Source organism: Flavobacterium sp. (assembly GCF_036515215.1).
Classification (GTDB): Bacteria; Bacteroidota; Bacteroidia; order Flavobacteriales; family Flavobacteriaceae; genus Flavobacterium.
Map to the genome: position 1 here is coordinate 1 of NZ_DATBVQ010000042.1, position 22,128 is coordinate 22,128.

Consider the following 22,128-nt stretch of genomic DNA (forward strand, 5'->3'; position numbering starts at 1 on the left):
TCTGGAGATTGATATGAGCGGCGCTGTTGCCTCAGTCACTAAGATTATGAATGCGGAACCTCGCAGAATTGGTGCGATTGAAATTTCATTTGAAATGAATATCGACGTTGATCAAAAAAGCAAAAACATTCTGGAGAGAACGGCTATGACTTGTCCCGTTTTCTTAAGCTTGAACACCGAAATTGAAAAAAGAATCACTTTCTGCTGGAAATAAGCTAACGATCAGTAATCAGTTTTAGGTTGGACCTTAAACTTTAAACCTTACACTTTGGATAAAAATCAAAAGCAACTCATAAAGCTAGCGCACACTAAAATGCCTTTTGGTAAATACGAAGGAAAATACCTTATTGATATACCGGAGTACTATGTGGTATGGTATCATAACAAGGGTTTCCCAAAAGGAGAATTAGGGGAGCAGTTAAAACTGATCTATGAATTAAAACTAAACGGACTGGAAGAATTGATACGAAATATCAAAAAAAGCTATCCAAAACCTCATTAATTGAAGAAATTAATGAGGTTTTTATTTTAAAGATAGTACGTTAAACAATTGTCAATTTTCCGAATTATCTCATTTGTAAATTAGCATATTCTCAATTTATAATCGTATTTTTGCCGAGTTTTTTACACAACTACAATACAAACAACAACATAATGAATCAAACGAAATATATTTTTGTTACCGGTGGTGTGACTTCTTCTTTAGGGAAAGGAATTATTGCAGCGTCTTTGGCAAAATTGTTACAAGCACGGGGATATAGGGCGACTATTCAAAAATTTGATCCCTATCTAAATGTTGATCCTGGAACATTAAATCCGTATGAACACGGAGAATGTTATGTGACTGACGATGGTGCCGAAACTGATTTGGATTTAGGACATTACGAGCGTTTTTTGAATGTCCCAACTTCCCAAGCAAACAATGTTACTACAGGGAGAATATACCTTTCGGTTATTGAAAAGGAAAGAAGAGGAGAATTTCTTGGGAAAACGGTACAAGTGGTTCCTCATATTACCAACGAAATTAAAGATAGAATGCAATTGCTTGGTAATTCAGGTGATTATGATATCATTATCACTGAAATCGGTGGAACCGTTGGGGATATTGAATCTCTACCATACATCGAGTCAGTTCGTCAACTGGTTTGGGATATGGGCGAAAATAACGCGATCGTGATTCACCTGACTTTAGTGCCTTATTTGGCCGCTGCTGGAGAGTTGAAAACAAAACCAACCCAGCACTCGGTAAAAACCTTGATGGAAAGTGGTATCAAAGCAGATATTTTGGTTTGTAGAACCGAACATGAAATTTCGGATGAAATTCGAAATAAATTGGCATTGTTTTGTAATGTGAAAAGAGAAGCGGTTATTCAATCAATTGATGCTTCAACTATTTATGAGGTGCCTAATTTGATGTTGGAAGAAGGACTTGATATTGTCGCATTAAAGAAATTGGATTTACCTAAAAAAGCGGCCCCGGATTTAAAAAACTGGAATGTTTTTCTACGAAGATTGAAAAACCCAAAACACACCGTAAATATCGGTTTGATCGGGAAATATGTGGAAATGCAGGATTGTTACAAATCTATACTGGAAGCTTTTATACATTCAGGTGCTTCCAATGAAACTAAAGTAAATGTAATTTCTATTCATTCGGAGCATATTGACGCCACAAATATTGAAGAGAAATTAAAAGGTCTTGACGGTATTCTCGTAGCGCCAGGTTTTGGAGAAAGGGGAATCGAAGGAAAGATAGAAGCAGTGCGTTATGCGCGAGAAAACAAAGTTCCTTTTTTCGGAATTTGTTTGGGAATGCAAATGGCTGTTATTGAATACTCAAGAAACGTTTTGGGATATGCAGATGCCAATTCAACAGAAATGAATGAGCAAACGAAATATCCTGTGGTTAATTTGATGGAAGATCAAAAAAATGTGACAGATAAAGGAGGGACAATGCGTCTTGGAGCTTGGAAATGCGAAATTAAAGAGGGTTCACTGGCTTTTAGGGCTTATGGCCAATCTACTATTTCTGAACGTCACCGTCACCGTTATGAGTATAACAGTGAGTATGTGGATGCATTGCAAAAAGCAGGTTTAAAAGCTACTGGAGTGAATCCGGAAACGGGATTGGTTGAAATTGTAGAAATTGAAGACCATCCTTTTTTCATCGGTGTGCAATACCATCCGGAATACAAAAGTACGGTGGCAAACCCACATCCGCTTTTCGTGAATTTCGTTGCAGCTGCGGTAAAAGCAAGGAAAAAATAAAATAATACGTCTTTAGTTGTGGTACATAAATGACTAAAACGAGAATACTATTTCTCATTGTGGCGAGTTTCAATTAAGGAGCTTAAAGCATTAAACTTTGAATTAAATTATAATGGAAGGAAAAAAATTTGACCCCAATTCGATTATTGGTTTTGTATTGATTTTTGGGATATTACTTTGGATAATGTGGCAAAATCAGCCTACGGAAGCTGATATTGCAGCTGATAAAGTAAAAAAAGAATTAGTGATTCAGGATGCCAAAACAAAAGAGGCACAGGCTAAAGCGATTGCCGAGCCTGCCGTGATAACTACGGGAGACACTTTGCAAATGGCGCAGCTTCAAAAAAGCCTGGGGGATTTTGCTTATTCAGCCACACTTCCTTCTGCTAAGGATTCTTACACCACTATCGAGAACAAATTAGTTAAATTAAAAATTGCTAATAAAGGGGGGTATATCGTGGAAGCTACCCTTAAGAATTTTGAAAGATTCAAAAAAGGATCTGGAGAATTAGTAGATTTGATAAAAGACAACAACGCTAATTTGAATGTGCAATTGCTTACAAGCGATAATCGCACTTTAAATACCAAAGATCTTTATTTTGAACCTACATTGACTAAAAACGGGGAAGACCAAATTTTAGTTATGCGTTTGAAAGCGGGTGCAAATGAGTATCTGGAATATAAGTATGTGTTGAAGGCTGATGATTACATGCTTGATTTTGACATTCATACTCAAGGATTAAATAAGGTGTTGGACGCATCTAAACCATTAAAATTAGAATGGGACTTGAAGTCATACACGAATGAAAAAAGCATTAGTTATGAAAATCGTTATTCTGAATTGTACTATGAGCATGAGGATGGTAAGAGCGATTATCTGGGACTAGGTAATGATGAGTCGGAAACGGTTGAAAAAGTATCTTATGTGGCTTATAAACAACATTTTTTCTCTTCGATCTTGTTGACAAGCACTCCTTTTGAAAAAGCGGAACTATATTCGAATAATTTAGTTAACGACGAAGAAACGGATACCATTTTTACCAAACAATTTAAAGCAGTTGTCCCTTTAGCGTTTAAAAATGGTGAAATCGACGAAAAAATGAATTGGTACTATGGCCCTACCGATTATAAATTGTTGAAGAGTTATGATAGGAATATAGAAGATATCGTTGCTTTGGGCTGGGGTATTTTCGGTTGGATCAATCGTCATGCATTTATACCGATGTATGGTTTCTTAAGCATGTTTATACAACATGGGTGGGCGATTATATTGTTTACCATTTTGATCAAATTAGTGATGTCGCCTATAACTTATAAATCATTTTTGTCTCAAGCAAAAATGAAAGTGTTGAGACCTGAAATTAATGAATTGGGGGAAAAATTCAAGAAAGACCCAATGAAGAAGCAGCAAGAAACAATGAAGCTTTACAATAAAGCTGGAGTGAACCCAATGGCCGGTTGTGTACCGGGTTTATTGCAAATGCCAGTCTTTTATGCTTTATTTCAATTCTTCCCTTCAGCAATAGGGTTAAGACAGCAAGGTTTTCTTTGGGCAAACGATTTGTCTTCTTATGATTCCGTGTATGAGTTGCCATTTAATATCCCGGCATACGGAAATCACATTAGTTTGTTTCCCATTTTGGCGTCCATTGCGATTTTCTTTTACATGAAGATGACAACCGGTGACCAACAAATGGCGGCACCACAACAAGAAGGGATGCCAGATATGGCAAAAATGATGAAGATCATGATTTATGTTTCACCATTAATGATGTTGTTTTTCTTTAATAGTTACGCGTCTGGTTTGAGTTTGTATTACTTTGTATCTAATTCTATTACAATTGGAATCATGCTTGTGATTAAGAATTACATAATTGATAGTGATAAAATTCACGCTCAAATTCAAGAGAACAAGAAAAAAGAGCCTAAGAAACAAGGTAAATTCCAGCGAAAACTCCAAGAGGTTATGGAACAGGCCGAAGCCCAAAAGGCGAAGGACAAAAAGAAATAGTTTAAAAAGCTTCCGCCACGGCGGAAGCTTTTTTGTTTAATTATCTTAAAAGATGGGTAACAAAACTTTGTCTACCGCGTGAATAATTCCGTTGGAACATTGCACGTCGGTAGCCACAATATTTGATATTCGATCATTGGCATCCTTAATTTTTGCTCCTCCACTTAACTGCACGGTAAAGGTTTGGGCCGGGTCTAAAATGGGAGTCACTATTTGTCCCTCTGTCAAAGTCGCAGCCAAGACATTTCCGCTAACCACATGGTATTGTAAAACTTTGGTCAAATTCGCTGCTGATACTGATGCAATTCCTCCAGGTGCTAATTCAGCGTCTAATGCTGTAACTGCGGTGTTAGTAGGCGCAAATACGGTAAACGGCCCAGTTCCTGATAAAATGGAGACGAAGTCTGGCTGACCGGCGCTGGTTAAGGCGCCAACTAAAGAAGTGAAATTTGGATTTGCGGTGGCATGAGTAACGATGGTAGGTAAACCAATAACTTCGTCAACGACATGAATTACACCATTGGAAGCCATAATGTTGGGAGTTGTTACCTTTGCGTCACCGTTTAACTCTACGCCAGCAGCTGTGTTTACATACATGCTTAATGTATTCGTTGTAGATGCCGTGCCCTTCGCCATTGTTTTGATATAACCGGTGGTTAAGTCTGAAGCCGTCAACTTAGTTGTAATAACATGATTCAGTAAAATTTGAGTCAGCGCTTCTTTTGGCACATCATTTATCGTCGAGTATGGGGTTGTTGCAAGAAATGCTGTAAAGGCCGAATTTGTAGGTGCGAAAACGGTGTAGGTTCCACTGGCCTGCAATGTGGCCGTTAATTCTGCTCTTTGCAAGGCTTGGACTAACATACTTAAATCTGGAGTTTTAAGGGCAAGTCCGGTGATTGAGTTGTCAACTGGAGGCGCTGCAGTGTTATCATCATTACATGAGATTAACAGAACTAAAAAAGACAGGATTAACGTCAAATTCCTGATTTTAAATACATTTTTCATAATAGTGAGTTTTAAATTTTTATCTAAGTTAAAAAACAAATTTCGTATAATGTTTAATTTATCTTTAAAAAAGATAAACAAAACTAAAATTTAGGATTTCTTTTTTATTTGTTTAACGCAGTATATTTATGTGCAAACAACTGTATTGCAACTTGTTAATGGTTGGCATTGTTTTTTTCTATTTTGAAGGTCCAAATTTTGGTTAAACAGATTATTGGGAGCTCATTAAAATAATTGTTAAGAAAAATTTTCTCGAAACTGGTGTCCAAAGGAAAAAATTGCGCTTTTTTTAGGAGTGCAATTATTAGGTTGTTTAGATATGCTTATTCTGTAATAAAATGTAAATTTGTCAAAATAAGGAACCTTTAGTTTTGCAGCTTCTAGTAAACATTTGGAAATAATGAAAAAAATTAAGTTTTGTTTTTTTACGGTACTCTGTTTGGTTCATTTTAGCCAAACGCTATTATCTCAAACCGATTTTAATAAATTAGATTCACAAGGGAAAAAGCATGGTGTATACAAAGGATTTTACGAAGAATCCAAAAGGCCCAGATATGAAGGGACATTTGAGCACGGAAAAGAAATTGGGCTTTTCAATTTTTATGACGATACCAAAGCGAAATCTATAATAGCCACCCGAGAATTTAATGCGAAAGATAACTCAGCTTATACCACTTTCTTTGATCAAGCCAAAAACAGAGTGAGCGAAGGTAAAGTGGTCAACAAACTCTTTGAGGGTTCATGGAAGTATTACCACCAAGCTTCACAAACCGTGATGACCATAGAAAATTATAAAAACGGCAAGTTGGAAGGTGTGCGGTCTGTTTTTTATCCCAACGGCAAAATTGCCGAGGAGACCGATTATAAAAATAATTTTAAGGACGGAGTCTACAAGAAATATTCTGAGAATGGAATAGTTTTGGAAGAATCAATTTTTAGAAATAATGAATATAATGGACTGGCCATTTTTAGAGACCCTGATGGTAGTGTTGTCTCCAAAGGACAATTTGTAAATGGGAAGAAAGCTGGGACTTGGCAATTTTTCGAAAAAGGAAAACAAGCCAAAGAAATCGACATGAACAACCCCCGGAACATATCAAAATCCAAACGCAATTAAGTTTATCCTTACACATATACTGCAATAAAACATTGTAACTTTGCAGTCTTGTAATATTATTAAAGATTTCAAAATGAAGCGTGTTGTAGTAGGACTTTCTGGAGGTGTTGATTCAAGTGTTGCCGCTTATTTATTGCAGCAACAGGGATATGAAGTGATAGGCCTTTTTATGAAAAATTGGCATGATGATTCAGTTACAATTTCCAATGAATGTCCGTGGTTAGAGGACAGTAATGACGCATTGCTGGTAGCCGATAAATTGGGGATTCCTTTTCAAACGGTAGATTTGAGTGAGCAATACCAGGAGAAAATTGTGGATTACATGTTCAGGGAATATGAGAAAGGGAGAACTCCAAATCCCGATGTTCTTTGTAACCGCGAAATCAAATTTGACGTTTTTATGAAAATTGCGTTGAGCCTTGGCGCTGATTATGTCGCTACAGGTCATTATTGCAAAAAAAGCGAAATTGAGCTCAATGGCGAAACAGTATATCAATTGCTTGCCGGTGCGGACAATAATAAAGATCAATCCTATTTCCTTTGCCAACTATCACAAGAACAGCTGGCAAAATCATTGTTTCCCATTGGAGAATTGACCAAACCGGAAGTGAGGGAAATTGCCGCGCAAATGGAATTGGTGACAGCCGAAAAGAAAGATTCCCAAGGTTTATGTTTTATAGGAAAAGTGCGTTTGCCGGAATTTTTACAGCAAAAACTGGAGCCAAAGGAAGGAGCTATAATCCAGATTGACAAGGATCATTTGGTTTATAGGCCCGAAGAACAACAGGAGTTATCGTCAAAGGAATCGTTGCTGTTAGAATCAAATAAAATTGCATATACTCATGAAATGGGCAAGGTGGTTGGAAAACACCAAGGTGCGCATTACTTCACAATCGGTCAACGCAAAGGGCTGAACGTGGGCGGGACAAAAGATCCGCTATTTATTATCGCAACCGATGTGACGACAAACACGATTTATACCGGTTTGGGTAGCCAACATCCGGGATTGTTCAGAAAAGGATTGTTTATAGAAAAGTCAGAGGTGCATTGGATTCGCACTGATTTGGCTCTGGCCAATGGGGAACAAATGGAAGTGATGGCGAGAATACGTTACAGACAGCCGCTACAAAAAGCTACTTTGCATCAATATGAAGACGGATTGTACATTTCATTTCAAGAACCGCAATCCGCAATAACCGAAGGACAATTTGCAGCCTGGTATCTCGAGGATGAATTAGTTGGTTCGGGAGTTATTTCTTAGCTTAGTGCCTTGATAAAAAAAATCAAAGCGTCCTTTGGCTTACGAATTGGATATCGTTAAAAAAAAAGCTTTTATTGCAGTCAATAAATTAGTCTCCTAATGTTTCGTTTAATATAGTTTTCGATTATGAAAAAACTTTGTCTATTCTTTTTTTTCTTTTTAACTACAGCAGTTTTTTCGCAAGAAGACGCTTGGGTATATTTTGCTGCCAAAAACAATTCGCAATTTTATTTTGATTCACCATTAGAAATGCTTTCTCAGAGAGCTTTGGACAGAAGGGCAAATCAAAATATAGCTTTAGATTTAAAGGATGTTCCAATCGACCCTTCCTATATTAGCCAGATAAAATCGACGGCTGGAATTACGGTGATGGCCAAATCTAAGTGGCTCAATGCTCTTCATGTTAGAGGGACACAAAGCGCGGTAAATTCACTCAAAACTTATGCCTTTGTGAGCAAAGTGGATTTTGCCAACAAATCACTAAACCAAGCCGGTAAAACGGCCAAAGATTTTAAGACAAAAGAGCAAAGTAAGACTAAGAAAACGAAAGTAAATTTCGCATACGGCCAGTCTACAAACCAAATTCAAATGCTTAAGGGGGATTTGTTGCATCAGCAAAATTACACGGGTTCCGGAAAGGTAATAGCGGTTTTAGATGCTGGTTTTCCTGGTGTCAATACGGCATTGCCTTTTCAGAGACTTCGAGATAATAATCTAATTTTGGGTGGTTACGACTATGTTTCCAGAAGCGCTGATTTTTACCAAGGTGATTCTCATGGTACCCTCGTACTTTCTTCTATGGGAGGTTACAAGGAAAATGAATTGGTAGGGACCGCGCCAGACGCTTCTTATTACCTGTTTATCACCGAAGATGTTGTTTCTGAAAATCCGGTCGAAGAATCACTTTGGGTAGAAGCTGCCGAAACAGCCGATTATTTAGGGGTGGATATCATAAATACTTCTTTAGGATATTTTGAATATGATAACACGTCTTACAGTCATACTTATAGCGAAATGAATGGTGCGACCGCCTTTATGTCAAGGGGAGCCGAAATCGCTTTCTCTAGAGGAATGATTATTGTGGTTGCCGCCGGTAATGAAGGAACAACCAGTAATCCACATATAGCGGTACCCGCCGATGCAGTTTCGGTAATTGCAGTTGGCGCAGTGAATTCAGCTGAAAATAGAGCTTGGTTTAGCTCAATTGGGCCTTCCTTCGATAACCGTATAAAGCCGGATGTTATGGCACAAGGCGCTGCTGCCGTTCTATCGGACGGATTTGGAAATATAATTACCGCAAACGGGACTTCGTTTTCAAGTCCAATAATGGCCGGAACGGTGGCCTGCTTGTGGCAAGCATTTCCCAACAAAACAAATAAAGAGATTAGACAGTTAATTATCCAATCATCAGATAGATTTACGGCACCTAATGCCCAATATGGATACGGGATACCGGATTTCAGCGCCGCCCTGTCTAACGGATTGTTTGTAGAGGATTTCACTAAAAACTATTTTGTGGCCTATCCAAATCCGACAACTGATTTGATCTCGGTTTCTTTTCCAGAAGGCTTCAATAGTGGAACGGTTGTTTTTTATAGTATTTTGGGTAAGAAAGTTTTGGAACGTACAATCAGTAGTCCGTCAGACACATTTTCATTAAAGTCATTGAGCAACGGCATGTACTTTTACAAAATTGAATCAGATGCTTTTTCTAAGTTCGGAAAAATCATAAAACAATAACATTCAGCCTACTAAATGAATAAAATCACACAACTTTTCAATATAAAATATCCTGTCATCCAGGCGGGAATGATCTGGGTCAGCGGATATAAACTAGCCAGCGCAGTGAGTAATGCGGGCGGTTTGGGGCTAATAGGAGCGGGATCTATGTATCCTGAGGTGCTAAGGGAGCACATTCAAAAATGTAAAATAGCGACCTCGAAACCTTTTGGTGTAAATGTGCCGATGTTGTATCCAAACATCGAAGAAATCATGAAAATCATCGTCGAAGAAGGCGTGAAAATTGTTTTTACCTCGGCTGGAAATCCCAAAACATGGACTCCTTATCTGAAGGAAAATGGAATTACCGTAGTCCATGTGGTTAGCAGTACTGTTTTTGCATTGAAAGCGCAAGCTGCTGGCGTTGATGCCATAGTTGCCGAAGGATTTGAAGCGGGTGGACATAACGGAAGGGACGAAACTACAACTTTTACTTTGATTCCCATGGTAAAAGAACAAATACAGATACCGGTTATTGCCGCCGGAGGCATTGCAAATGGTCGAGGAATGCTGGCCGCTATGGTCTTAGGCGCCGATGGGGTTCAGGTAGGGAGCAGGTTTGCCGCTTCCAAAGAATCTTCTGCGCATGAGAATTTCAAGAAAACCATTGTGGAGGTTCAGGAAGGCGGAACTCAATTGACATTGAAAGAGTTGGCTCCCGTTCGATTGATTAAAAATAAATTCTACCAAGATCTTCAATATTTGTATGAAAAATGTCCGACAAAAGAAGAATTAACAGCTTTTTTGGGCAGGGCAAGGGCAAAAAGAGGTATGTTTGAAGGGGATTTAATTGAAGGCGAACTGGAAATAGGTCAAATCGCGGGGCTAATTCATCAGATAAATTCCGCTGAAGAAATCGTTCTGGAGATGATGACGGATTTTGAAAGTGCAAGAAGAGAGGTGCAGGAATTTGATTTTTAATTCTTATAAATAATGGGCAAAATTAAATTATATATCGTGTTGCTTTTTCTAGGTCTTGGCCTGCAACAATCCTACGGTCAAAACTATAAATTCAAAACGTCCGGTTTTAGCGTCTTAGAAAAAAACGAGAAAGGAAAATGGGGCAAATGGTCCGACCTGAAGTTAGTAAATCTGTTGATTTCATTGGATACTGATAAGAATAGGATTGTGGTGTATTCCCAAGTCATTCAGTTGTTTGATATCATCGTGTATCAACCAACAGAAGAAAATGACACGGATATCGTTTACTCTTTTACCTGCAAAGACAACAACGGAGATGACTGCACGCTTTCCATCATTACCAGAAAAAATCAGGATAACAGGAAGCAATTGTATATCAATTATAACGATAGGATTATCGTCTACAACATTTTCAATATGTAAATTATAAAAAAAGTCGCCATTCGCGACTTTCTTTATCTATTGGTTTTTTGCGGAGGGGCAGAATCTAATCTACATCCTTAATAAAGTCATCGTACTCTGAATAGAAAAGTTCTAAGGCATTCATTTTTTCGTTGTAAAAAGCAAATATTTCGCCCCAATAGCTGCGGTTGCTGACGCTTACCCCTAGTTTTTCAATCCAAATACGGCTGATTGTTTTTCCATTTTCCAACACGTAATTTCTTTCAAACACAAGGTCTTTGACGAATTCCTCCTCCAATATGTTTTTTAAAGCCAGCAGTTTTTCAAAATAGCCGGTTCGCAAGTCATCGTTGCGATGCTCAATATCGATAAGCACTTGTGCCTTTTTATTGTCTACATAAAACTTAAAAGAGAAATTTTTAATTTTGGTATCGTATAGCACCCATTTCCGGGGGTATTTCTCTGCGAATGTGACCCAGAATTCTCGTTTTAATTTTTGAGTTTCTTCTTTACTGTACATTTTGCTTCTTCGAATTTGATTTTAGAAAATTTGCGCAATGTGATTTTCTAAACTATATTTATATTATATTTTGAATGCAAAAATAGACTTTGATTATGGATTTCCAATATTTTTTAGAATATGTTCCCAACTTGGCGGAAGCCAAGCTTCCTGCTATGGAAGCTCATATTAAAATGGCACCATTTGAAAGGATCGAGAGCATGAAAAACGATGTCTCTAAAGGCAAAAATCCCAAAATGGCTGCTGTTATGATGCTTTTCTATCCTAAAAATGGGATGACCCATCTCGTGCTTATCGTGCGGAATTCCTATGAAGGGGTGCATTCCGCACAAATAGCGTTTCCGGGTGGGAAATATGAAGCTGGAGATGAAAATTTTTCAGAAACAGCTTTACGGGAAACGCAGGAGGAAGTAGGCGTAAATCCGGCAATAATTGATGTAGTCAAGTCTTTTACGGAAGTGTATATTCCGCCAAGCAATTTTATTGTGCATCCTTTTCTGGGAATCTGCAAGGAGGAAATTTGCTTTGTTCTCGATCCCAGTGAAGTGTCAAGCATTATCGAATTGCCGCTGTCCATTTTCTTGAATGATGAAATACTTGTTGAAGCGAAACTGTCCACTTCTTATGCAAAGGAGATTAACGTTCCGGCATTTGATATTGAAGGACATATTGTCTGGGGTGCAACGGCGATGATGCTGAGCGAGTTGAAAGATGTTTTAAAAAGTGTCCTGAATTCAAGCCATTGATTTGTCACAATCACATGATAGTTTGTTGTTTTTAACGCTATTCGATAGCTGCCTATCGTTTCCGGTACAAAAGATAAAGAATTAATTCCGTAAGTTTGTAATCCAAATTTACTAAAAACACACACAATTTTATGGGGTTATTTAAGAGAAATCCTTTTGGTCACATATTGTTTTTGAAGAAATGGTTGATCCGGATTTTCGGGGGCATTACGCACAGACGCTATAGGGGTTTCAATGAATTACAAATAGAAGGTTCAGAAATTATACGAAATTTACCCGATGCAAATGTACTTTTCATATCCAACCATCAAACCTATTTTGCTGATGTCGTGGCTATGTTTCACGTTTTTAATGCCAGCCTGAAAGGTAGGGAAGACAATATCAAGAACGTGCTGTATTTATGGAACCCCAAACTGAATATCTATTATGTCGCGGCAAAGGAAACCATGCAGGCTGGTATTTTGCCGAGAATTTTGGCCTATGCGGGTGCCATTACAGTCGAAAGAACCTGGCGAGCAAAAGGGGTTGATGTCAAAGAGAAAAAAGAGGTAAACCCGAATGACACTGAGAACATCAAAGTGGCGCTTAAAGATGGATGGGTAATTACTTTTCCGCAAGGCACAACTAAATCATTCAAACCAGTAAGGAAAGGGACGGCCCATATCATCAAAGAACACCGACCTATTGTGGTGCCGATTGTCATAGACGGTTTCCGACGCTCCTTTGACAAAAAGGGCTTGAGAATGAAAAAGAAAGGGATCCTGCAGTCCTTTATCATTAAGGAACCGCTGGATATTGATTATGATAATGACACCATTGATGAAATAGTTGAAAAAGTGGAATATGCCATAGAGCAGCACCCTTCTTTCTTAAAAGTGATTCCATGCGAGGAAAGAGAAGAGCAAGAAAAACTAAACAAACTTCGTAGATGGGAATATTGATATAAAAAAAAAGAGTTCGCCGCGGCGAACTCTTTTTTTTATAAGTCGATTTTCTTCAATTCTTTATAATTGGCATACAGTCTTCGGAGCAGGATCCCGTATAGGAGTCTGTAAAAAAGCCAAAATAGTCCAAAGAACACAACGGTGGTCAAAAGCAAAACTCCTATTGTGATTGCCATTACTTTTCCGTTGTTGGCGATCTGGTCGTTCAAAATACTAGTTTCGGGATTGTAAACTAAAGCGATCACAAAACCTATAATCAGGCTAACAACAGCCATCGCAAGGTTATACCATACATAATACTGGACCGTTTTTCGGGTCTTTAAAATGTCCTTCATCAGTTGTTTGGTAGATACAGTTGTAGTGATGCGAATGTAGTTTTTGTAAAACAAGTATATAAAAGCCAAAATTACACCATAGTTGAAAACGGTAAGTATCCTGAAATAGGATATCAGATCCGTATGATTGATCTGTTCCAAATACTCGTCGGTGTTAAAAAACACGCTAATCGAAGTCCATAGTAAAACCTCCAAAATGCTAATAATCAAAATCCACTTCACGATTGAAGACGATTTTTTATGGATCATTTTGTAAATTTCCACTTCCGATATCTGTTCAAAAGAATCTGCGTTCTTTTTCCAGTCTTTTTTTAATAAATCCAGCTCTTTCATATTCCTTAAGGATTTAATATTTTTTTTAATTTCCCTTTAATCCTGTTCATTTTTACTCTGGCATTAACCTCGCTAATACCCAAAGTTTCGGCTATTTCCCTATAGTCTTTATCTTCGAGATACATAAAAACCAAGGCTTTCTCTATGTCATTAAGCTGATAGACGGCCTTGTACATGAGTTTAATTTGCTCCTCTTCTTCGTAATTGTAGTCCACCTCCTTCATGAAGTGCTGTCTTCCCTCATACTCAACGGTAGCAACCGTTCGCTTGTTTTTTCTGTATAAGGTAATGGCGGTGTTCAGCGCTACACGATAGGCCCAAGTGGAAAATTTGCTATCGCCTCTAAATTTTGGAAAAGCCTTCCATAACTGAATGGTGATTTCCTGAAACAAATCTTTGTGTGCATCTTCGCAATCAGTATACAACCTACATATCTTGTGGATTATATTTTGATTATCCTTTAATTGCTTTACAAAAGAATGTTCTAGATTTTCACTCATGACTCATTAGTACCTCTCCGGTCGAATTTGTTACAAAGTACTACTTTTTTATTTTGTAGCACAGTTTTTTTGCAGTACAATAAACAGTTGTCCCGCTGTGCATTACAATCTTTATTTTTCTCAAAAAAGAGAAAAAAATAAAGGATTTTCATTGCCATCGGGGCTAGTCAACATATTTAGTTCTTCACAGGTCTATTTTCAACCTTGTGACCTAAAACAGAAGTCTTATTTTTCTTAACTGGCGATGTGATTTCTTGTCCCGCCGTGGAATCTTATTTTAGTTTTCTGGAGGTGTTTCGTCTCCAAATAAGGATGCCCAAATGGGCGGTTTTCTCGAGTTTTTTTTTGATTAAATTGGCGATTTGGAAGGATGAAAACTGAAAACTGTTTTTTGAAACGGCGATGAATTGGATTGTGCTATGATTCTTACATGCTTGATAATCAGCGAAAATTTGATATGTGATATCATTCTTACAATGTTCTGATTTGCAATACTTTAACTTAACTTTAAGATTATTAATACATTAAAAATCAATAAGTTACGTTTTTTAAATAAAAATCAAATATTGTGCCTACTAAATTTAGCGAGTTTTGAATTATGTTTGGAAAATTAATTAAAGTACCACATTAATGAAAAGCATTATCATTTCCAATTTTAAGCCCATTTTAGTGGGTAAGTTAATCGATCAAAAAAAATTGAATCAATACACCAAGTTTCTATACCATCACTTCCAGAATCTGCCCAATCTGGTAGGGACTGAAGTTGATGATAGCTATAACGAGCCTAATAGTTTCGAGGTAATTTCAGACCAGGTAGACAAATATTCGGTTTCTCCCGAAAATATTAATCAAAGACAAATTTTGATTTTTGAAGAAGTCTTAGACTTTATTGAGAACAAAATGGATAACACTTTGCTATCGGATTATGATTTCCCTTCCAGCTTAATGACGAAGACCGGGGACACATTCGGACCTAAAATCGGAGTTCGAATGGAATGGTTTAAAAATAAAATGGGATATGTTTTTGACGAGTTTTATTCAGGTGAAATTGCCGCTCCCGAAAACCTGGTCCATGTTACTTGTTCCGGTTATTCTTCACCGAGTGTTGCCCAACAAGCGGTAATAAATAGAAACTGGGAAACAACACAAGTTACACATTCCTACCAAATGGGATGTTATGGTGCTTTTCCCGCAATCCGCACGGCAAGCAGTTTAATTAGTGGCAGCTCAGACAACGGTAGAGCAGATGTGGTTCACACGGAGCTTTTATCTGCGCATTTGAATCTAACGGAATTCTCTGTCGCAAATACGATGATTTGTTCTCTTTTTGCGGATGGTTTTATTGGGTATTCTTTATATGAAGAAGACGCTTTCATGAACGATGCCGATATACTGGAGAAAAAAGGGTTGCGAATCTTAGCTTCTCATGAGGTTATTATTCCTGATTCGTTGGAGGACATGTCATGGGAATTAGGGGAATATAATTTTTTAATGACCCTATCTAAAAGAGTTCCTGTTTTTATTCGTAAAAACATCAAATCCTTTTTAACCGTAATGTGCAATAAAGTGGGTATTGATTTGGAAGAGGAAAAAGGCAATATGCATTTTGCGATTCATCCCGGTGGGCCAAAAATCATTGATTATGTGGTTGCGGCAGTTGGGATTTCTAAAGACCAGGCACGTTGGTCTTATGACGTACTGAATCGTTTGGGAAATATGTCTTCAGCAACCGTGCCCCATATATTTAATGAAATAGTCAACGATCCAACGATTGCACCCGGTACAAAAGTTGTGGCTATGGCCTTTGGACCCGGACTTACCGCAACCGGACTGCTTCTTGAGAAAATATAACGTCAAAAACTGGAGTGACGGCGATTTCTCGTCATCATGTAAAAAGAATAATACGATTATGAGTTGTGAATTGTACCAAAATTCACAGCTCATAATTTTTTTTTGCCATAATAATTCACCATCAAATTGACAAATTTGCTGTAACTCTCCATTCCGTCTTTTTGCTGATTTAGCTTTAGAAAATTGTCGTAAAAAAGATGAAAACCTGTTTCTAAGGCTGTTTCATATTCTGCCCTGAAGTCCTTGCTTTCCTTATAGTTTTTTAAGATTCCCGGATGGACGGTTTTTAGCAATTGGTCAAAAATGGCCTTGTTCCGCATTTCCCAATTGCCTAAACAATAACGCAAGGCGAAACTATAACCTGAATATTTGAAATACAAATTGTCGTTCTTCACCGAGGCCAGAAAGCCGATGAAATTGCATTCAGTTTCGCTGGCAAACCCCAATTGGTGCGCCATTTCATGGCAAGTTGTTGTTGGAAAATTATACATTGGGCCCAGATAATTCACTTGTGCCTCATTAGTGAAAGGGTTTAAATAACCGCCAAATCCCATATAAGTTAAGGGCAAGCTGATGAGCGATTTTTTTGCGCTCAAATTGGTATAGGAAAAGAAGGGATATCGATTGGATAAATTTTTATAGCCATTCAAATTCATTTGGAATGCTTGGTCTTGGGAGTAGGGGAACACCACTTTTGCATTTTTGTTTTCTGCTATTGTACTGTGGATGGCGTTGGTTTTTGAAATCAGTTTTCTGGTGAACTGAAGCAACTCCTGATCTGAATAGTCTCTTTGGATTGCCATCTTTTCAAAAAGCGGTTGGCGATAATAGTTCATTGCCCAAAGCAGATGAAACATAAAGTAAAAAATGGACAGGGAACTCAAAATATGTAATGTATTATTCTTCCATTGCAGTTTCCAGGTTTTTCTTTTGTTCCAGAGCCATTTAAACATATAAATGATTAAAATAAAATAAATAAAATCTCCTATCGAAAAGGGAATGCTTCCAAATGTGTTTCTTGAAAATGAAGCGATATACGGATACAATCCCATGCTGTAATAACGTTCCACATGGTCAGGGAAAAAAGGAATGACTTGAAGAAATATTATTTGCACAAAAAGAAAGACCGGAAGAATGTGTTTTTGTTTCACGGCAGTGATTTTGAAAACGTAAAGGTAATTACAATATCGATTAGTACCGAAAAAGAGTTTAAACTTTGTAACTTTGAATTTTAAAAACAATAAACTTCAAACACAAATAAATGAGTCAAGAAATAAGAAATTTAGAGCCCAAAGCACTTTGGAATAAGTTTGCCGATTTAAATGCCGTGCCTCGCCCATCTAAAAAAGAGGAACGAGTAATTGAATTTATGAAAAACTTCGGGAATAACCTTGGACTAGAAACTTTTGAAGACGAAATTCGTAATGTCATTATTCGCAAACCAGCCACTGCAGGCATGGAAAATCGCAAAGCCATCGTAATGCAAGGGCATTTGGATATGGTGCACCAAAAAAATTCCGATACTGTTTTCGATTTCGATACTCAAGGAATCGACATGTATGTTGATGGAGACTGGGTTCGTGCCAGAGGAACGACTCTCGGTGCTGATAACGGTCTTGGGGTTGCCGCAATTATGGCGATTTTAGAAAGTAAAGATATTCCACATCCTGCTATTGAGGCACTGTTCACTATCGATGAAGAAACTGGAATGACAGGAGCCTTAAACCTAAAAGGCGGCATTTTGCAAGGGCAAATCCTCTTAAACTTGGATACGGAAGAAGATGATGAGATTGATATTGGTTGCGCTGGCGGTATCGATGTGACGGCGACACGCAGCTATAACGAAGAAGAGGTACCGGAAGGTTCAGTTGGGCATATAATCACCGTAAAAGGACTAAAGGGGGGGCATTCAGGTATGGATATCCACAAAGGTTTGGGTAATGCCAATAAAATCATGAACCGTTTGTTGTTTGACGCCTTCGAAAACTTTGGTTTGCAAGTGGCCGAAATCGACGGTGGAAGTTTGCGTAACGCTATTCCTAGAGAAAGTGTAGCTAAAGTGGTTATCTCTGAAATGTTTGATGAAGCCTATATTTTTGATATGCAGGAAATCATCAATGACATCAAAACGGAATATAAAACCACGGAACCAAACTTGACAATTGAAATCGTGAAATGCGAATTGCCGAAAAAAGTAATGGATTTGGGGGTTCAGGAAGGGATCATCAGAGCCATATATGCTGCCCATAACGGGGTGTATAGAATGAGTGCCGACATGGAAGATTTGGTGGAAACGTCTAACAATATAGCTAGGGTAATTGTTAAGGATGGCGAAATTTCTGTGGGTTGTTTGACTCGTTCTTCTGTAGAGACGTCCAAATTTGATTTGGCTAATTCGTTACGTTCCGCATTTGAATTGGTGGGATGTGAAGTGGAGCTTTCAGGATCTTATCCCGGTTGGACTCCAAATGTGAAATCGGAGATTTTAGATGTGCTAGTTCCTATTTACGAAAAGCAAAATGGAGAAAAGCCGAAAGTGGTGGCATGTCACGCTGGATTGGAATGCGGTATCCTTGGGACTAATTATCCGGATATGGACATGATTTCTTTTGGACCTACCATTCACGGAGCACATTCGCCTGACGAAAGAGCCAGTATTTCCTCTTCTCAAAAATTTTGGAAATTTTTGTTGGAAATTTTAAAAAACATTCCAGTCAAATAATAATAGTCTGGAAATTATATAATAAACCCTCGTTTAGTAATAAACGAGGGTTTGTTATTTAAAGGAATTAGTCTCTTTTTGGACTGTTTTTCTTTTCTCTTTTTTCTTCTTTCTTTTCTTTTGCCGTTTTTAGCGGTTCTTTTTTAGCGGTTTTTTTCGCGTCTTGACTTTTTGCCATGATATAAGTATTAAGATTTTCTTTTCTATTGGAAGTAAATGTATATAATATTTTGATTTATTTTAAATATTATTGCAAAAAATCACCATCTATAATGAGTAATTCGGCTCCGTTTACTGAGATCGAACGATGTGAGCTCGCATTATCGGATACCACATAACTCATTCCTTCTGAAAGGTACTTTTCTTCCCCAGATTCCATTTCGCTTATTATATGTCCTTTAAGGCAATGGACAATGTGTCCTTTTTGGCACCAATGGTCTGCCAGATAATTTTCTGAATAGATGACTTTTCGGATTCTTAGTCCGCCTATTTGTATGGCTTGCCAAGTGGCCGTGCCGGTTTCCCCCGGATGATTCGTTTTTTCTATTTTGTCCCAATTAATAGTTTGGAAAGCTATGTTCGGCATAATTTGATTAGATTAATTAAAAATTAATTTCGATTTTAAATATAAATCCTCAATTATGGTCATAATTGAGGATTAAATATTTGTCTTTGCATCGAAAAATAAGCTGTTGATGCAGATTTTCTATCTTTTTTTCAAAATCTTATATTCTTCATAGCATCCACTTATGGCATCCATGATTTGTAAATCATTTGCCGTTTTTATGAAAGATTCAGAGTAGTTGCATCGCTGTAAAATTTCGGCAATTTCTTTTTTATCAACGCCAAGCAGGACCGCTATCGTTTCTCTGTCAAACTTAGATTCCAGAAGATTTCTAACGGTGTCGTCTTTCTTCATTTCTTTTAGTTTCTTGAGTTCTTTAGGGTTGTTCCCAAAGAAATTATAGAGCATGTCTGCCGGATTGAAAATCGAGCCGAGAACTCTACCGAAAGCATTTGGGGAATATTCACCGGCTTCGTAGGCATGCGTTAATCCAGAAATACTGTAACGATAGTTTTCATTTGTTGGAATTGTTTTTGAATCCACCTCCAAATAGCCCGTTAAATTAAAAGGCCTGATCACGACTTCCTCAAGTGCAATTGCTTTTTCTGTAAGGAATATTTTGGCGACCTTGTTTTTTATCCAGTCATTGGTGACTTTGACCCTTAGCGATTGATATCCTAAAAGAGAAAGATGTAACGTATCGGTTGGTTGCACGTCGATTTCAAAGTAACCTTGCGAATCAGTTCGCGCTCCTCTTACTTTGTTGATGTTGATGATGTTGACGTTAATCAGGGGCGACTTAGTGTTGTCGTTGTAGATAAAACCGGATACTTTTTGGGAAGGAACTATACTCTGCGCCGAAACGGTTGCGGATAGTGTTAAAAAAAAGAGGACTACAAAATATTTCATAAACTGGTTTAAAACTTTAAAAGTAATAAAACAGGATTAAATATTTTGTAGTCCCTTATATTATTATAAGAAAATTAACAGTAAATGTTAGTCTTTTCTTGGTCTTCTTGGTCTAGGTGAATCACCGAAACTTTCAGAACGTCTAGGAGCTCTATCTGAAGCGCCTTCTCCTCTTGAAGAACTTCTTCCGCCAAAGCCGCCTTCTCTTGGAGCTGAACTTCTTCCGCCGAAACCACCTTCTCTCGGAGCTGAGTTTCTGTCGCTTCTAAATCCGCCTGAACCTTCTCTTCTTGGAGCAAAGCTGCCTTCTCTTCTTGGAGCGGAACTTCTTGCACCGCCGCCAAAACCACCAGAACTTCTTCCGTTATGGTCACGTCTTCCGCCACCATCATTTTTAGAAATTTCAACATTGATACGACGTCCTTCCAGTTGTACGTTGTTCAATACTTCCATCACTTTATCAGTGTGTTCAGGGTCCGTGTTAAAGAAAGAGAAACCTTCTTTTACGTCCACTTTGAAAACGTCATCACGACCTAAGTCTAATGTTTCTTTCAAGTAGTCTTTTAATGACATCCAATCAAAATTATCTCTAGAACCTATGTTCACAAAATATCTTGTTGCACCACCATTGTTGCTTTCTCTTGGAGCACCATCTCTATCATCACGATCACGTCTTTCAGAGTTCGATTGATTTGAGATATCTCTAGTTTTCTTGTAATAGTTGATAAAACGATTAAATTCTACCGAAACCATTTTCTTGATTAACTCTTCTTTCGTCAAGTCTTCAAGAACATTGTTTATTGCAGGAAGATAGTTGTCAATTTCGTGATCTACTTCTACGTCTTTAATTTTATTGGCTAAGTGCAATAATTGTATTTCGCAGATTTCGATTCCGGAAGGAATTGTTTTTTCTTCAAATTTTTGTTTGATGATTCTTTCGATTGAAGAAATCTTACGCAATTCACTTTTAGTCACGATAACAATAGAAGTACCTAATTTACCTGCACGACCAGTACGGCCTGAACGGTGATTGTAAGTTTCTATTTCGTCAGGAAGTTGGTAATTCACTACGTGAGTAATGTTATCAACGTCAATTCCACGTGCTGCAACGTCAGTTGCAACAAGCATTTGGATTTGTCTTCCTCTAAAAGATTTCATAACACCATCACGTTGCGCTTGAGATAAATCTCCGTGCAATGCAGCAGCGCTGTATCCGTCTTCCACTAATTTTTCAGCAACTGCTTGTGTATCCCTTTTGGTACGACAAAAAACTACTGAGAAAATGTCTGGATTAGCATCAGCTAAACGTTTCAAAGCTTCGTAACGATCGCGTGCGTTTACAAGGTAAAACTCATGTGAAACTGTTGCGGAACCTGAATTTTTTGCTCCAACTGTAATTTCAATTGGGTCTTTCATGAATTGTTTTCCAATACGTGCTACTTCAGCAGGCATTGTTGCAGAGAACAACCATGTGTTTTTTTCGTCTGGAGTAGTTGACAGAATGTTTACGATGTCTTCGTAGAAACCCATGTTCAACATTTCGTCGGCCTCATCTAGAATACAATAGTTGATTTGAGAAATGTTTACCAATCCTCTATTAATCATGTCTTGCATTCTTCCCGGAGTTGCCACAATAATTTGCGCGCCTCTCTTAATGTCTCTTGCTTGGTCTGTTATGCTAGCCCCACCGTAAACTGCTACCACATTAATACCTTTTTCGTATTTAGAGTAGTTTTTAATTTCGTTGGTAATCTGCAAACAAAGTTCGCGTGTTGGAGATAAAATTAATGCTTGAGTATTTCTGTTGTTGGCATCAATTTTTTGGATAACTGGAAAACCAAATGCTGCCGTTTTCCCTGTCCCTGTCTGAGCCAACGCAACCATATCTGTGTCTTTTTCCAATAATAGGGGAATCGCTTTCTCCTGTACTTCGGTC

At 37.9% G+C, this 22,128-nt stretch carries 20 protein-coding genes and 1 pseudogene; 13 read left to right on the top strand and 8 right to left on the bottom strand.

Annotated elements, in window-relative coordinates; all coding sequences use genetic code 11:
- The 4 genes and pseudogenes from VIH09_RS03060 to yidC form a co-directional block, all read left to right on the top strand.
- Positions 1–214: pseudogene (locus VIH09_RS03060) on the top strand (OsmC family peroxiredoxin); the annotation flags it as partial.
- Positions 215–268: 54 nt separating this feature from the next.
- Positions 269–502, top strand: a complete 234-nt coding sequence (locus tag VIH09_RS03065) for a DUF3820 family protein (protein WP_331577754.1) — start codon at positions 269–271, stop codon at positions 500–502.
- A gap of 152 nt (positions 503–654) precedes the next feature.
- Positions 655–2,268: a CTP synthase gene (locus tag VIH09_RS03070; RefSeq protein ID WP_331577756.1), complete on the top strand. Its 1,614-nt coding sequence runs from the start codon at positions 655–657 to the stop codon at positions 2,266–2,268.
- A 112-nt stretch (positions 2,269–2,380) separates the two neighbouring features.
- A complete protein-coding gene (gene yidC / locus VIH09_RS03075) occupies positions 2,381–4,279 on the top strand; it encodes a membrane protein insertase YidC (RefSeq protein ID WP_331577758.1) in 1,899 nt (632 codons plus the stop codon).
- 45 nt (positions 4,280–4,324) lie between these two features.
- Here yidC and VIH09_RS03080 read toward each other — a convergent pair whose 3' ends face one another.
- The gene (locus tag VIH09_RS03080; protein WP_331577760.1) at positions 4,325–5,287 is read right to left on the bottom strand and encodes a fasciclin domain-containing protein; all 963 of its coding nucleotides are present in this window, start codon (positions 5,285–5,287) and stop codon (positions 4,325–4,327) included.
- 400 nt (positions 5,288–5,687) lie between these two features.
- Between VIH09_RS03080 and VIH09_RS03085 the strand changes: the two genes are divergently transcribed.
- The 5 genes from VIH09_RS03085 (at position 5,688) to VIH09_RS03105 (ending at position 10,788) form a co-directional block, all read left to right on the top strand.
- Positions 5,688–6,404 (top strand): hypothetical protein, encoded by a 717-nt coding sequence (locus VIH09_RS03085; protein WP_331577762.1) that lies wholly within the window; start codon positions 5,688–5,690, stop codon positions 6,402–6,404.
- A gap of 73 nt (positions 6,405–6,477) precedes the next feature.
- Positions 6,478–7,665 carry a tRNA 2-thiouridine(34) synthase MnmA gene (gene mnmA / locus VIH09_RS03090; RefSeq protein WP_414656136.1) on the top strand — a complete coding sequence of 396 codons (1,188 nt, stop codon included), beginning with the start codon at positions 6,478–6,480 and terminating at the stop codon, positions 7,663–7,665.
- A 126-nt stretch (positions 7,666–7,791) separates the two neighbouring features.
- Positions 7,792–9,405, top strand: a complete 1,614-nt coding sequence (locus VIH09_RS03095) for a S8 family serine peptidase (RefSeq protein ID WP_331577764.1) — start codon at positions 7,792–7,794, stop codon at positions 9,403–9,405.
- 15 nt (positions 9,406–9,420) lie between these two features.
- Entirely contained in the window at positions 9,421–10,365 is a 945-nt protein-coding gene (locus VIH09_RS03100) for an NAD(P)H-dependent flavin oxidoreductase (protein WP_331577766.1), read from the top strand.
- 12 nt (positions 10,366–10,377) lie between these two features.
- On the top strand, positions 10,378–10,788 hold the full coding sequence (locus tag VIH09_RS03105) for a hypothetical protein (RefSeq protein WP_331577768.1): 411 nt from the start codon (positions 10,378–10,380) through the stop codon (positions 10,786–10,788).
- Positions 10,789–10,852: 64 nt separating this feature from the next.
- On the opposite strand, the gene VIH09_RS03110 is transcribed toward VIH09_RS03105, so the two are convergent.
- Entirely contained in the window at positions 10,853–11,287 is a 435-nt protein-coding gene (locus VIH09_RS03110) for a DUF4268 domain-containing protein (RefSeq protein WP_331577770.1), read from the bottom strand.
- Between the two features lie 95 nt (positions 11,288–11,382).
- Here VIH09_RS03110 and VIH09_RS03115 point away from each other — a divergent pair, with 95 nt between their 5' ends.
- Together VIH09_RS03115 and VIH09_RS03120 are read left to right on the top strand one after the other, a co-directional pair.
- The gene (locus VIH09_RS03115) at positions 11,383–12,033 is read left to right on the top strand and encodes a CoA pyrophosphatase (RefSeq protein ID WP_331577772.1); all 651 of its coding nucleotides are present in this window, start codon (positions 11,383–11,385) and stop codon (positions 12,031–12,033) included.
- Positions 12,034–12,164: 131 nt separating this feature from the next.
- Positions 12,165–12,974, top strand: coding sequence for a lysophospholipid acyltransferase family protein (locus VIH09_RS03120; protein WP_331577774.1), 810 nt, complete (start codon positions 12,165–12,167; stop codon positions 12,972–12,974).
- Positions 12,975–13,012: 38 nt separating this feature from the next.
- On the opposite strand, the gene VIH09_RS03125 is transcribed toward VIH09_RS03120, so the two are convergent.
- Both VIH09_RS03125 and VIH09_RS03130 read right to left on the bottom strand, forming a co-directional pair.
- Positions 13,013–13,645 carry a hypothetical protein gene (locus VIH09_RS03125; RefSeq protein ID WP_331577776.1) on the bottom strand — a complete coding sequence of 211 codons (633 nt, stop codon included), beginning with the start codon at positions 13,643–13,645 and terminating at the stop codon, positions 13,013–13,015.
- A 5-nt stretch (positions 13,646–13,650) separates the two neighbouring features.
- Entirely contained in the window at positions 13,651–14,145 is a 495-nt protein-coding gene (locus VIH09_RS03130) for a sigma-70 family RNA polymerase sigma factor (protein WP_331577778.1), read from the bottom strand.
- 630 nt (positions 14,146–14,775) lie between these two features.
- Between VIH09_RS03130 and VIH09_RS03135 the strand changes: the two genes are divergently transcribed.
- Complete coding sequence (locus tag VIH09_RS03135) at positions 14,776–15,996, top strand: 3-oxoacyl-[acyl-carrier-protein] synthase III C-terminal domain-containing protein (protein ID WP_331577780.1); 1,221 nt, start codon at positions 14,776–14,778, stop codon at positions 15,994–15,996.
- Between the two features lie 89 nt (positions 15,997–16,085).
- Here the strand turns inward: VIH09_RS03135 and VIH09_RS03140 are convergent, their stop codons facing one another.
- Positions 16,086–17,147, bottom strand: coding sequence for a DUF3810 domain-containing protein (locus VIH09_RS03140; RefSeq protein ID WP_331577782.1), 1,062 nt, complete (start codon positions 17,145–17,147; stop codon positions 16,086–16,088).
- Between the two features lie 110 nt (positions 17,148–17,257).
- Here VIH09_RS03140 and VIH09_RS03145 point away from each other — a divergent pair, with 110 nt between their 5' ends.
- Positions 17,258–18,718, top strand: coding sequence for an aminoacyl-histidine dipeptidase (locus VIH09_RS03145; RefSeq protein WP_331577784.1), 1,461 nt, complete (start codon positions 17,258–17,260; stop codon positions 18,716–18,718).
- Between the two features lie 247 nt (positions 18,719–18,965).
- Here the strand turns inward: VIH09_RS03145 and VIH09_RS03150 are convergent, their stop codons facing one another.
- From VIH09_RS03150 to VIH09_RS03160, 3 genes are all read right to left on the bottom strand, one after another.
- Complete coding sequence (locus VIH09_RS03150; protein ID WP_331577786.1) at positions 18,966–19,304, bottom strand: DHCW motif cupin fold protein; 339 nt, start codon at positions 19,302–19,304, stop codon at positions 18,966–18,968.
- Positions 19,305–19,424: 120 nt separating this feature from the next.
- Positions 19,425–20,192, bottom strand: a complete 768-nt coding sequence (locus VIH09_RS03155) for a carboxypeptidase-like regulatory domain-containing protein (RefSeq protein WP_331577788.1) — start codon at positions 20,190–20,192, stop codon at positions 19,425–19,427.
- Positions 20,193–20,279: 87 nt separating this feature from the next.
- A partial coding sequence (locus VIH09_RS03160; protein ID WP_331577790.1) for a DEAD/DEAH box helicase occupies positions 20,280–22,128 on the bottom strand: 1,849 nt, incomplete at its 5' end.